Source organism: Paenibacillus sp. CFBP 13594 (genome assembly GCF_014842675.1).
In the GTDB taxonomy this organism is placed as follows: domain Bacteria; phylum Bacillota; class Bacilli; order Paenibacillales; family Paenibacillaceae; genus Paenibacillus; species Paenibacillus amylolyticus_B.
In genome coordinates this window covers 150,237-163,646 of record NZ_JACYVQ010000007.1, presented here as the reverse complement: position 1 = coordinate 163,646, position 13,410 = coordinate 150,237, and the positions used below count along the sequence as shown (strand labels likewise).

General features: G+C 49.0%; 8 protein-coding genes. All 8 read right to left on the bottom strand.

Translation table 11 applies throughout. From position 1 onward, the window contains the following. Positions 1–307 precede the first annotated feature (307 nt). The 8 genes from IFU39_RS22340 to IFU39_RS22305 all read right to left on the bottom strand — a co-directional run bounded on the left by IFU39_RS22340 (position 308) and on the right by IFU39_RS22305 (position 13,409). Positions 308–1,669 carry an FAD-dependent oxidoreductase gene (locus tag IFU39_RS22340; RefSeq protein ID WP_091012820.1) on the bottom strand — a complete coding sequence of 454 codons (1,362 nt, stop codon included), beginning with the start codon at positions 1,667–1,669 and terminating at the stop codon, positions 308–310. Between the two features lie 407 nt (positions 1,670–2,076). Continuing rightward, positions 2,077–2,556: a glutathione peroxidase gene (locus IFU39_RS22335; RefSeq protein ID WP_047840764.1), complete on the bottom strand. Its 480-nt coding sequence runs from the start codon at positions 2,554–2,556 to the stop codon at positions 2,077–2,079. Positions 2,557–2,795: 239 nt separating this feature from the next. Next, on the bottom strand, positions 2,796–3,680 hold the full coding sequence (locus IFU39_RS22330; RefSeq protein ID WP_091012819.1) for an ABC transporter ATP-binding protein: 885 nt from the start codon (positions 3,678–3,680) through the stop codon (positions 2,796–2,798). Between the two features lie 680 nt (positions 3,681–4,360). Then, positions 4,361–7,579, bottom strand: coding sequence for a GAP1-N2 domain-containing protein (locus IFU39_RS22325; RefSeq protein ID WP_192134904.1), 3,219 nt, complete (start codon positions 7,577–7,579; stop codon positions 4,361–4,363). Then, positions 7,576–8,835, bottom strand: a complete 1,260-nt coding sequence (locus tag IFU39_RS22320) for a TRAFAC clade GTPase domain-containing protein (RefSeq protein ID WP_192134902.1) — start codon at positions 8,833–8,835, stop codon at positions 7,576–7,578. Before IFU39_RS22320 ends, IFU39_RS22325 begins: the two co-directional genes overlap by 4 nt. Positions 8,836–8,925: 90 nt before the next feature. Beyond that, on the bottom strand, positions 8,926–9,573 hold the full coding sequence (locus IFU39_RS22315; protein ID WP_091012814.1) for a beta-mannanase: 648 nt from the start codon (positions 9,571–9,573) through the stop codon (positions 8,926–8,928). A gap of 18 nt (positions 9,574–9,591) precedes the next feature. Continuing rightward, entirely contained in the window at positions 9,592–10,875 is a 1,284-nt protein-coding gene (locus tag IFU39_RS22310) for a vWA domain-containing protein (RefSeq protein WP_192134900.1), read from the bottom strand. A gap of 86 nt (positions 10,876–10,961) precedes the next feature. After that, the gene (locus IFU39_RS22305) at positions 10,962–13,409 is read right to left on the bottom strand and encodes a transcription initiation factor TFIID (protein WP_244661074.1); all 2,448 of its coding nucleotides are present in this window, start codon (positions 13,407–13,409) and stop codon (positions 10,962–10,964) included. Position 13,410: the final 1 nt, after the last annotated feature.

Below are 13,410 nucleotides of genomic sequence, written 5' to 3'. Positions count from 1 at the left end.
GAATGCCATATCTCAATTGTATCTTGGTACTGCATGAAACTTTGTGCAAATTATCACAATGTAATTTAAAAAGATACTTTAAGAGTGTCTTGGAATAGTTAAGTCAGCAAGAGTATATAAGGCCTTTTGATGCTAAAAAACCACAAAAAAAGACTGACGTTTAATCGCCAGTCTTCTTTTTGCTTATAATCGTCCGCCTTGTTTCGTATTCCTGGCAGTTATTGTACACCTTATATTTACAGATAAGCATGACTTATCTTTGTATGGCGTTTATCAAGATCGCTGTTAAACCATCTATTCTGCTTCCTTACACCATTGCTGGTGCTTTTACTTCTATTGGAGGCAGTGCTTGCAGACCCGCCGTGTTCAGGAAGTTCCATGGTTTGTTGTAATGTGGCTGGAAGAAAAAGTCGATGAAGGCCAGCTCATCTACGGTCATGTTATTTTGGATGCAGACCGAGATCGTATTAATCGATTGGGTCAGATCAACCTGAGACATCACCTGTGCTCCGACGATCCGACGAGTAGCCTGCTCATATACTACTTTGAGCAACAGTTTCTCAGCCGTTGGCATGAACTCCGGACGGTAGCTGTCTTCCAGTACGACAGATTCAACAATCAGACCTTCATCAGCAGCAGACGTTTCCGTCATCCCGGTACCCGCGATATTTTGCTCATAAATTTTGATACCCGATGTTCCTTGTGTACCCATATACGGTGTCGTAGGACGAACCAGGTTACGGGCCACGAGTGTACCCATCCGCACGGCGTTGGTTGCCAGTGGAATGTAAGATGCTTTGCCTGTTGGGTTGTAATGAATAGCACAGCTGTCACCCGCAGCGAAGACGTCTTTTTGACTCGTTTGCATATATTTATCCACGATGATTGCGCCGTTTGGCAGCATATCCACTTGGCCTTTGAGCAGCTCTGTATTTGGACGGAAACCAATACACAGAATAACCAGATCGGTTTCAAACTCTCCTTTGGACGTAATCACCTTGGTCACTTTGCCATTCTCTCCAGTAAACTTCTGTACTGTTTGACCAAGAGCCAGCTTGATGCCGCGTCCAGTCAACGTATCTTCGATCGCATCCGTGAATTCAGGGTCCAGGTATTTGTTCAAAATCCGGTCCACACTGTCAATTAGAGTAACTTCCTTGCCATTCATTTGGAAAGCTTCCACCAGCTCTACGCCGATATATCCTGCACCTACAACAGTAACACGTTTGGCATCTTTGGCTTTTTCAATAATTGTGTTGGAATGATTGTAGTTTTTACAAAGTAAGATGTTATCCATCTCGATGCCTTCAAGCTTTGGAACGACAGGCCATGACCCGGTTGTCACGATCAGTTTGTCAAACGTATCTTCAAATTCTTCCCCGGTTTGCAGGTTTTTAGCCTGAAGGGTATGACCCTTGGCATCGACTGCTGTAACTTCGTGAAGCATCTTGGTCTCAACACCAAGCTCTGCCAGTTGATTAGGCGAAGAATAGAACAAACCGTCAGGGTCTTTCACAACCCCACCTACGTAGAGCGCAATGCCACAAGATAGGAAGGAGATATTGTCATTGCGCTCATACACGGTGATGGTAGCATCCGGGTACAATTTGGCGGTATTTACGATGGCTGCGGTCCCTGCGTGTGTACATCCGATAACTGCGATTTTCATTAAAAGTTCCTCCTCGAAATATATAAATGAGTTTGAATATAATGTTATTGTGGTTGTGAAATATTTCACTTCTTATTCGAAACTGTGTATGTGATTTATTTCACTTTATACACTCATTATAATGTGATCTTTTTCACATTGCAATAGGTTGTGCAAAAAAAGTTTGTCGAAGGAGGTCATTTCCCTGTATTTAAGCCTTTCTTCCCTTCATTGTATTGATTTCATTGTCCCCGGATTCGGGTCGGTTTATGCTATGTAATGGCTTCCGTAATCCCTGTATCGGCGCATAAAGTTAGAGGTCTCTATGGAGCAACGCCTACCTGTGAAGAGAATAAAGCCACGTATATAAAATAACCAAAGAAGCCCATCTTGCTTATGCAAGAACAGGCTTCTCAAACGCTCATGGTTTAACCGAGCAATTTCTCGATATCTGCAATCATTGTCTCCGGAGATTCTTTCGGTTCAACACGACCTACCACTTCACCTTCACGGTTAACAAGGAACTTGGTGAAGTTCCATTGGATGTCGCTTGTTTCGCCTACGCCAGGTTGTTGCTCCTTCAGGTATTGGAACAGGGGATGAGTGTCCTCACCATTCACATCTACCTTGGCAAACACCGGGAAATTCACACCATAGTTAATCTGGCAAAATGATTCCGCTTCCTCACTTGTACCTGGCTCCTGCCCTCCAAACTGGTTACAAGGGAAACCCAGTACAACCAAGCCTTGATCGCGATAACGATCATAAAGCTTTTGCAATTCACCGTATTGCGGGGTCAGCCCACACTTGCTGGCTGTATTGGCAATGACCAATACCTTACCTTGATACAGATCCAGTGAGACTTCCTGGTTCGCGGTGGTTACCGCCTGATATGAATATACGGACATGACTGATTCCTCCCATGACATATGTTGGTTTGGGCTGTTGCGAGCACGTTGGCATAACCAATGAACTCACAGCCTGTCCTATTATTATAGACCTGATCCAATGCGATTACCAAATCCCGGGTCTATACGTTCCCTTTGCTCCCATGCGTTGCAAATTCCCCATGAATGCAAAAGAGCCGCCTGCGATAGCGCACAGCGGCTTCATTCTATAATGTAAGGACCACATATGGCCCAATTTATTAACTTCCTGTCGCTTGAACACGTGGTTCTGTCCGTCCTCCAGCATGAACCATCGCACTGTTCATGACCATCTGCTCTGGCGTCTTCGATTGCTGGCGTTCGCCTGCAAGAGCGTAAGGCAAGCAGAGCGGTACACCGGAACGCGGATCAATCACAATATCTGCTTCAATGTTGAATACTTCACGAAGCACATCCGAGTTCATGACTTCCACAGGTGAACCATGAGCAATGGCTTTACCTTTTTTGATACCAATCATGTGATGTGCGTAGCGGGAAGCATGATTCAAGTCATGCACAACCATAACAATGGTACGGTTGGCTGTGGCATTCAGTTGCTCCAGTAATTGCAATACTTCGAGCTGGTGAGCCATATCCAGGAACGTAGTCGGCTCGTCCAGGAAAAGGATATCTGTTTCTTGTGCAAGTGCCATGGCAATCCAGGCACGTTGACGCTGTCCACCGGACAGTTGATCAATCGGACGATCATGGAATTCAGTCATGGCTGTCACTTCGATAGCCCATTCAATCATCCGTTTGTCTTCCGCACGCATGGAGCCAAATCCTTTTTGATAAGGAAAGCGACCATACGATACCAGTTCAGTAACGGTAAGACCTTCAGGGGCTGTTGGATTCTGTGGCAAAATCGCAAGTTGCTTGGCAACTTCACGCGTGGACTGTTTATGGATGGACTTCCCGTCGAGCAATACATTACCTGCTTTTGGAGCCATAATACGTGCCATCGTTTTCAGGATGGTTGACTTCCCTGAACCATTGGCCCCAACAAGTGCTGTAATTTTTCCTTGGGGAATCTGAATATTCAGATCCTCTACAATTAGTCTTTCCTCATAAGCGATATCCAGCTTGGTCGTCTCCAGACGAAACATGCGATCATCCCTCTCTCATTTATCCCGGTTATGTAATCCGGCTATGACAACAAAAACGAAATTGTAATTCTGTGTATTTCCGACGCAAATATCTTCTACACTAAAGATACTGATAATCATTATCATTTGTCAACATAAAAAACCAAATTTTCTTCTCTTTTCGTGCTTTATTTGGTCTTTCTCTAGCAGAAATCCCGCTCTTTTCCCAAGTACACATGAGATCTTTTCTCATTCATTCCGCGCACTTTATCACTTCTGACTGTCTTTTAAACTCTTGAATCGCAAATTTTGTGTCTGAATTGTGAATGTGTGAGTTTTTTTCATGCAATGGCTGTATAAATTGAACTAAAGGATAGTTACACTAGCCACTCCGATGACAGAACAACCTTCTGATCGCTGTTATCCCCAGATTTTTTCATCCTTTTTTAGTGGGTACATCCGGGGATAAAGGCGAACGTTTCACTTCTTCAGGGTATTTCTGCCCTCTCCGTTTTTGTGTAAATGTTAGTTCAATATATTCATCCGCCATATCAAATAAAAAAAGATGACCTTGAAATCTAAAGTTCAAGGTCATCTCACATACGTTCGTTTAATAAGGTATGAAGCCAGCATTTTTCCTTATTGGATCAAAAGACACTTAATGAATCTATGCAACACGCTCAAATAATATGATTTACAGCTTAATTAGGCTGCGGCATCAATTGGATCACTGTCATATTGCCCTGCGTACTCTTCACACTGACAATGCTCTCGGCATCCATATTCGCCGGAAGATCGATCTGCAATCCATACGGATAGAGACGATCTACCTCTCCAATAGACATCTGTGCAGGATTGTTCGCATCCGCATCCTGTTCATTGGATACAGATGTGTCAGGTGATGTGGAACCAGTAACTTGATCTGCATCCGTACCTTGATCCGTGTCTCCACTCGCAGCATTAGACGATCCATTCGTCCCTGTATCCGTTGTTGTATCGGTAGCAGGATCTGAAGTGGAATCACCTGATGTTGAAGGATCGGCCTGTTGATCGCCATCCTCCGTCTGCTCTGTGTTCCCCGCGTTTCCCGCTGATGAGCCATCCTTGCTCCCTTCGGAAGTACTTCCTGAACTACTATTGGAAGGAACTTGGTTATCTGGCTCCTCGTTCCGATTAAAACTCTCCCACTTTCCTGTAGTAACCAACTCCTGAGTACTATCATCCTTCATCGTCAACTGAAGTTTGCCTTGTTCAAACTCAGTGCTTCCCGTATCGTTCCTGAAACGGATCACCAGTTGAGCAGGTGATTGCGTACCCTCCTGTTCACTCGCAGGAATCATATAAGCAATCTGCTCCGAGAGCTGCACCTCAGGTTCAGCCGGTATGACAGGCTCCTGGGTAGATGGAGGGGATGCCGCTGGCGGCTCTACAGAATCTTTCATCCATGCATATGTACCGCCCGCAATACCAAGAACCAGGATCAAGAGGATTAATCCGAACAGATTTTTCCTTTTACCCGTTAGCATCCGCACCAGTGGAGAGGACAATTCCGTCTTCGCACGGTCATAGACCGGCTTCATTGTCTTGCTGGCTCTCACGTAATACGGTTTGAAAGCTGACTTCGACTTAAAAGCTTCACGGTCATGGGCTTTGAAATACGCCATGATCGCATCCGCATATCCTTTATGCACATTGGAACCCCGGACAAACATCCGATGATCTCCTGACCATTCGAAGAATGGATACAGTCCTTCAGCACGACTTGCATTGGTGCGGATGAATTCAATCAGGCCGGGATAATCCAACCGATTGCTGCCGCTTCCTCCCCGATAAAAAGCCATCGGTAAAGCTTCATATGCTGCGATCCCCGGATGAGCCTGCAGCTCTCCGGCAAGCCAGCGACGCGTCCAGCGTTGAAGTTCATTGCGTTCTGCCAGGGAAAGTGCCTCCAATGCCTCTTCTTCATTCCCCTCGCCACTAAGCCACACTCTCGCAGCCAGCATCATGTTCGTTCGAGCAGATACATCAGAACCTTGACGTGCCGCCCAATCCCGAACCTCATTACCATGCTGCAAAATATCAATGCTTAACAGCTGTTCACGGTTAACCCGTTCCAGATCCAGATCCTGAATCATAAACAGGTTAATGACATAAGCAAGCTTGTCTGCAAGGCGGGTTAACTCCTCCTGATACGTCGGATCTTGACTGACAGACGGAGATCCCCCTTTGCGATTAGGGCGGGCTGTAGCTTCCGATTGACCAATTCGTGCCGTAATGCCTGTATCATAAGTGACATCAGCGGATACCCGATCCAGTATACTAACACGCTGGAGGGCTTCATTCGCAGACTGTACCGGATTAGGCGCAGAACATAACCGTTCACGCAGCTCATTGGCTGTCCGCTCCTGCAAGAAGCTGTAGTGGATCGCAGATGGATGGGACGTAACCCATCTTCGGATCACTTCAACAACGTTCGCTGCCGATTCCGTGCGTTTCAGCTGATTGTCCAGATAAGGCTCGAACAACAGCTTGGTAAGCGATTCATTGGCCAGCACTTTATCAAAGAAAGCTTGATTCAGCTGCGGATCCCGATCCAGCACAGCATACAATTCCTGCACAGCACGCATACGCTTCTGGGCGCGAGCATTATTCACACCGTAGATGAAATAGTCCACAATCCGGGATTGCACCACGGGCGCGGCAACACTGAAATACTCTCCAATGCGAGCTGCGACGTCTTCTTCGGGTACGTTCTCACGCTTCACGCTGTCCAGTTCCCTGCTGAGCAAGGTCAGGAACAGCTCGTTCAGACGGGAACGTTGCTGTAATCCACCATCCGGCTTCAAATAGGTCAGCAAGCCACTCAGGACATGACTTTTGTTATCCAAATACAGGTCTTCCATGCCTTGTTCAAGACCATAGAACACCGCAAGTTCGCCATACGCTTCAATGGAAAGTTCCCGACCAGGCTCCATGCCGGACAGCATCTCATCCGCAAATGTATAGAACGCATCCGCCGCACCAGGTTCCTGCAATAAAGCCCAGGCGAATTCCGCATAAGGTAACTTCGCCACAGATGCATCCGCATGTGTCACTCTGCCGGATACCAGATCAAAGGTGAAATCCTTCTCCGTATTCCGGTCTTTCGGACGTAACGTCCCCCGCTCTACAAACTGGACGTGAATGCCCTTCTTGGCCTGTGGCTCCTTGGCAAACGTCATGAATCCCAGTTGCCGACGGAATGCGTATGGTAAAGCCGTGTACAGCAAACGTAGCAATCCTTTGGCCCCTGCGGTCACTTCCTCTGCGGGAAGGTCCAGCGCAATGTATACTTTTCTGCGTGTCGCTACAGACTGCATTACCGCATAGAGCAGGCGCTTGAACAGCACTTCGTTCATCTTCAAGGCGCTCAGCACTTGGATTGGTGATCCTACGCCAGCAACGGTCGCCCCACCCTGTCCGCTCCTAGATGATATAGGCAATTCAGCAAGTGCTGGCAGAACTGTACCTTGTTCGATGTCATAGGACGTGGCAAACACGGCATCCAGCCAGCCGCCTTGTTTCATCTGCTCTTCCGAGCGTTCGGGAGACAAGACGTAATTATGTGCAAAAAAGGCACTGCGCAGCCCGGTGAAATCCGCAGACTGGTACACATTTTGGCCAAGAATCGTCTCTCCACTCTCCAGATGAAGCAGGTGAATGGAAGCCGGAAACTTCGTCTCGTCCTTCTCGCTACGGCCTGTTAGCTCCGCTGGAGCGTCATAGACACAGTAGGGGTGAAGCACTTTTTTGATAAAAGAAGGGTCCAGTCCCGGCGATGCCGCAACCGTATCAAACCCCTCTGTTGTGCGAAACACCCCGCGCCGCTCTCGGGTATACAGCTGCTGTTCAATGGGCGGGGTTACGGAAGAACGCATCATCCCACTCTCCCCTCAATGTACTTCAGCTTGTACAATAGCCATAAGAAGGGTTCATCCACGCGAATCGGACTAACCACACCCTGCAATTTCATATCCACCGGATTGCTGCCCAGCGCAGAGACTGCGAAATAGGCTGTATCCTTGAAGTACACATCCATCGTGCCCTTGAACGGGCGGTCCACCTTCTCGATAAAGTGGCGGATCTCCCCATCGATATTCTCGAACTCGGTTAAGTCGAACCAATCGCGGTGAACCATGTTGCGGAAGACGTTACTGTTGGATTTGATATAATCCCCCTCTTCATCCTTGAGGGAATGCAGCATGTCGCTTTTGGTGAGCACAACAGCTGTGGGAATATTCGTTTTGGCTTTGTCCTGATACGCGATAAAATCTCCAAACATCGTCAGCACCACGTCGCGTGGCTCATCGTATCGTGGTGTCCACTCTCCCGGCTCGTTGCCCAGGTTAATGCGGATTTTGTCCCGAATCGAACGAATCTGAAGCGGGTCCACCATGAACAGGATACCTGCCGAGTTCTTGATGTGCTGCCCGTGAAGTCCGAGATAATCCTGCTCCACCATACCCTCACCTGCGACGTCAAAAAACACCAGCGTCAGCGGTGCTTTATCTTCGTCCTTGAACACAAACTGGAAGATAAACGGCTCCTGCAACTTTTCCTTCTGTGTGGAATCCAGCAGATCGCCCCGTTCAAACAACGGTTCTTCATAATCCGCACGGAACCGGCGGCTGATCTCCGCATTCAATGGCATGCAAGCCGCGTCAAAATGATCAGCCGTATAATGCTGCAATGTATGAATTAATGAAGTCATGTAGACGGATTTCCCCACCTGGGATGCACCGATAATGGAAATGATATTGCTGGGTGCTTTACCTGCCGTAACAGGTAGCTCGTTATGACATTGCGGACACAACCGGCGGCGTGTAACGACACCATACCGATCGTTCAGCCCCATCACGATGTTATCGGAATAAATACGGTGTTCCTCCGGTACATCATGCGGAGCCAATACGGCCTCCATATCAAATACCGTGTCAAGTCCGAACCTTTCGCGATACCGATTCAACTTTGCATCTTCCCCGAGTGCGTAGTCCTCATCATCATCGCGGTGATGGGCGGCGCGGAACACTACCTCTTCCGGTGAAAACTTACTGAAACAATAAGGGCACACAATATCATAAAACAGCGGACGTTCCTCCGGCTGTTGTCTCTTCAAAAACCGACTAAAAAAGCTCATAGCCACTCCCCTCCCCTGATCAGTCAGACTAAGGTGATTTACACTTGCACTACGATGACAGAGTAACATTCCAATCGCTAGTCCAACTATCTAGTCTGATATAAGCCGATAGGCGGCTCCATATTTCGGTCCGTCCGTGAAGAATAATCGCACATAATCATCCTTGGCAACTTCAACGGGCGGCATCTCATTTCTTCCGGGAGCAAAATCACTCACAAAAGGATACACCGTACCATCTTCCTTATTCAGCGGTACCCCGCCCTGCTTGCGAACATAACAGAGGGCTTCCTTCGGAACAGGCACCTCCGCTGTGACGGTGATCAATACACTTTTTCGTTTCTGAAAAAAGCCGCTCTTGTAGCGAATGGAAAAGCGAATATCCGCTTTCCCTGCGCTTGCAATCACCATGTTGTCTTCATCTCGTTGACGGATCAGCACAGGCCCGTCTTCCTGCATCTGACACACATACACCGTGTACTTGATGGCACCAAAACCTGTGATCCGATCCGTGTAACCATTGCTCGCCTTATATTCCTCTCTTGTGTACAGCTTCAGCTTGCCCTGTGCAAGCTCTTCCCTGGTACGATCATCGCTCATCATATCCAGCTCCAGCCGTTCCACATACACAGCTTCTACCCGTTCCGGCCAGAGCCAGCGAAGTGTACAACGCCCTTCGTCCACCGCAAGTGTCAGTTTTCGAATCAAGGGTGTCGAAGGGTCTGCATCCGTAAACCGCATTCCATTGGCCTCCCGACGTTAGAATCCTTTGCTGCGTGTATCTCTTGGTCTTTGACCAAACCCTTCGGCAGAAGAAGTTCCGCCGCCAGCTTCACGACGACCTCGGCTCTTCCGCGGCGTGTTCTCCTTAATCGGAACAATCCAGGAGAAGAGGGTCAACACGCCAGACAAAATTAGTATCGCACCGAGTCGTACAAATGTATCACCCACGTTCGAGCCGTCGAGTCCCCATTCCAGCAGAAGCCCTGCCAGTAGACCCGACACCGCACCACCAATACCGAAGCTTAACGCAAGGTGACGGTTATCGAATACGAGTCCGAGTGATACACCTAGTGCCACTCCAATCAGCAGAACGGCTGCAACACGGAAAATCGCCAGATAAACGCTATGTTCCATCATACCTGTACGCTCCGTCACCAGCGTCCGTTCATCGATCGTATCGTAGATCTGCTGGAATGCCAGATTCAGACCACCGGAATCCGGTACATCATAGTACATGCCACCCGTTTGCTGGGCAATATTACGCAGCAGATCCGTACCCGATGGGTCCACCAGGCTTAGGCCCACCGTATTAATAGAAATCTGTTCATTGGTATATAGGGACAAAATATCTGCCGTATCCGCTTCACTGAAGCCATCGGATAACAAGATGACGACCGTACCACGTTTCGGGTCCTGTTTGCCCTGAATCTGTTCCATGCCTTCCCGCAGCACGGCATCAAAATTGGTGCCGCCCGAAGTTGTGACAATACCATCGATTTTGCTATAAACCTCATTCTTGGCCGCTTCACTATCCAGCGCAATAAACGGTTGCAATAACTGCGGCTGGTCATCAAACGTAATGACAGCTACCTGTTTGTCACTCTCCATTTGGCTGATCAGTGTCTTGGCTGCTTCAAAGCGTCCGTTATCCGGATCTGTCTCGCTCATGCTGCCCGAGTTGTCGATCATCAGTACGATGTCCTTCACTTGCTTCACACCGCCCGGATTGATCTGATACAACAATTGCAGAGCGAGTCCAACAACAAATAACAGAGCCAGCGTTGCCGGAACAAGCAATTTCCACGACAGTCCCAGATATCGAAGCTTCCATGATGCGCCATTCAGCTTGGGTGAGATCATCTCTGCGATCAAACAGAATAACCCCACACTCAGCGCCAGTACGCCAAAGTATAAGCCCATCAGCAACAGACGCGGCATTTCCCCAAGCCATTGACGCAGCATGATTTCCCCTGCCGCAAAGCCCACTGCCCCGCCAATCAGGCTGAACAGGACCAGGAGAAGATTGATTTTTCGCTGCATGTCCACATGCATCCTTTCCATACCAGCCGTAAGCAGGCTGAGTTAATACAAGATTATAGCAGGGTGTCATGACACAGCCAGACATCTTAACGGATGGGTGACAACTTTTCCGCCAGACCTGCGGGGTGAAGTTCATATCCATTCTCCGTGTACGAGTCATAATATACCTTGCCGTTCCGATACACCATGAGATCCTCCAGATGGAAACCTCCCATCAGATTGAGCTTCTCCACACCACTGCTGCGTTCTTCGTACACCACACCCAGCTTGTAGATGCGTGACGTCTCTTCGGCATGCGCCGCGTAGTCCATGAAAGCACTATGATGGTCACCAAAGAAATACTTCTCTTCATACCGATGTTCCTGCGTATAATCGAATACCCGTACCCGAACAACCGCCTGATCCTCCAACGTGTGGTACAACCTGCGGAATAGGTCATCCCGGGTCAATACGTCTTTGTCTCCATAGGCAATTGTTACATTGGCGCGCTGCAACAGCTCTTCTTCAAATGGCAATTGCAACGGCTCGGCCGCAAGCAGCAACGAGTGACATACCTCCATCAGACGTTTGAGCAGACGGTCATCGCCTTCTGTGGCAAGCTGGTTCATGTCTCCCATGTAACGATCCTCAAACCATACATCCCGTCCGCGCTTGGCTTCCAGGTCGATGATTAGCTCTTCCGTCACTTTGCCGTAGTACTCCATCACGTTCTGACCGATGTATTCATCCGCAGCGGCGATACTTTGGGCAGCTGTCTCTCGCAATGTGCGTTCCAGCGCTTCAAGTGCCGCTGTGACGTGGCGACTGAATTGGTGAAGCTCTTCCATCTCCGTATCGTAGATGCGCAGCAGATGTAATTCATTTTCCAGTCGCAACAAGTCTACCTTGGGTACATACACTCGTTCCAGCATACAGTCAATCAGATTGCGTACATTCTGCTTATCACGGAACAACGCTCGTTTAAACGACTGATCTTCCACTCGCTCTTGCTGACGTTGCTCCAGCAGGACACGTGCCGATTCAAGTTGCATCGATTTATCCCGAATCAGTCCAAGCAGCGCTTCACGTACACTGCCAGGCTCACCGTCACTCCAGGCTGCCCACTGGAAGTAACCAACCTCTGGATGCTCCGCGCGGGATTGTTCGGCCTGACGGCGCAGAGAGCCGGTAGAACTGCGCTCGCGCACACGCTCTTCAACAAGACGGACGACGTTATCACGGAAGTACGCTTCAGCGCCTTGTCCGAACAACGCTCTCTCCGCTTCACGAAGCGAGAGTGGCTTCAGATCGGAGAAACTGACGTTATGCGTCATGATGCCACTCATGCCACTAACCAGATCTTCACTCGGCAGCAGGCCTTCAACTTTACGTTCCAACGAGGCCGCGTCCAGTCCGAAGAAAGCGAGCTTGTCCTTGATGCTCCAATCCGGCTCCTGCCGCATGCGTGCGAGCAGATACCGATACATGTGATATAACACCGCCAGTGCTATCGGCTTGTTTGGCCGCCTGATCTCGGCAAAACCCGCACTTGCATAACCATGCTGATCAGAGGTGGTGCGAATATTGTTTTTGAAGGATGTATTGTTGTATGTGTTCGCTCCCGTGCTTGAAACGCTACCCGAGTGATTTGCATCCTGCTTCCGGTTCTTCAACAGGCAGATCCGGCAGATGATCTCGGCATTTTCGATCCAGCCACCGGGAACGCCGGTTCCACGCTCATTTTTGTCGGACAACAGATATACAAGATCATACAACGGGGACGCGTGATGTGTAACGGGAATGGAGATCCCATCCTCCGTCACCAGCAGATTACCGCTGAACGTGTAGTCCAGCGACTGCATATAATCCAGCTCCCTTAGAAAAGCAAGGCCTGCTGCGCTGGCATACCCGAAGGAATCCACTTGTTCCATCTCGCTGACCAATACATGCAGATCCGTTTGCACCGACTTGAAGGCTTGGGACAAAATGATCTCCGTCAGCTTGGTGAGCTCTGGCAACAATACATTCAGCGGATCATCCGCCCTGGTTACCACCGTAACGTAAATCCGATCAAATGACGAGTACAGCCGTCCATATTCGGCAATCCGGTTACTGACCCGACGAAGCGTACGATTCAGATCAAAGAGCGCCTGATCCGATTCGTGGAAACTGCGATGTACATCCTTACGCCGTGTTTTGGACGGTCGCTCCGTCTGCCCAGCGAACAGAGGCAAGCGGTGACGAGTCACCTGACCGTCATCGGACGAGCCACCAGTCCTCGTTTCACCCGAACCCGCTTCCTGATCTTCTGTCCCAATCTGAACGTAGACCACACCGTCTCCGTTATCCCATTTCAGCCGATTGATCTCCTGCACAGCAGACACGGCAGGTGCAACCAGATCACCCACGAAAAGGAACAAAGCCGGGTAATGGATACTGCTGCGTCCATCCCCCAGGCTGCCTTGACGCTCCTGCTCTATTGCATACTGTGCTGCATACTTCTCCAGATCGCGCTTCAGGGTATTGTTCGAATTGAACTCCATCCCGGTCACCATC

What these genes read in the sequence shown, in the direction of transcription:
- IFU39_RS22340 (WP_091012820.1), bottom strand. Translation starts at nt 1,669, where the DNA reads ATGAAAATCGCAGTTATCGGATGTACACACGCAGGGACCGCAGCCATC.
- IFU39_RS22325 (WP_192134904.1), bottom strand. Translation starts at nt 7,579, where the DNA reads ATGATGCGTTCTTCCGTAACCCCGCCCATTGAACAGCAGCTGTATACC.
- IFU39_RS22335 (WP_047840764.1), bottom strand. Translation starts at nt 2,556, where the DNA reads ATGTCCGTATATTCATATCAGGCGGTAACCACCGCGAACCAGGAAGTC.
- IFU39_RS22305 (WP_244661074.1), bottom strand. Translation starts at nt 13,409, where the DNA reads ATGGTGACCGGGATGGAGTTCAATTCGAACAATACCCTGAAGCGCGAT.
- IFU39_RS22320 (WP_192134902.1), bottom strand. Translation starts at nt 8,835, where the DNA reads ATGAGCTTTTTTAGTCGGTTTTTGAAGAGACAACAGCCGGAGGAACGT.
- IFU39_RS22315 (WP_091012814.1), bottom strand. Translation starts at nt 9,573, where the DNA reads ATGCGGTTTACGGATGCAGACCCTTCGACACCCTTGATTCGAAAACTG.
- IFU39_RS22310 (WP_192134900.1), bottom strand. Translation starts at nt 10,875, where the DNA reads ATGCAGCGAAAAATCAATCTTCTCCTGGTCCTGTTCAGCCTGATTGGC.
- IFU39_RS22330 (WP_091012819.1), bottom strand. Translation starts at nt 3,680, where the DNA reads ATGTTTCGTCTGGAGACGACCAAGCTGGATATCGCTTATGAGGAAAGA.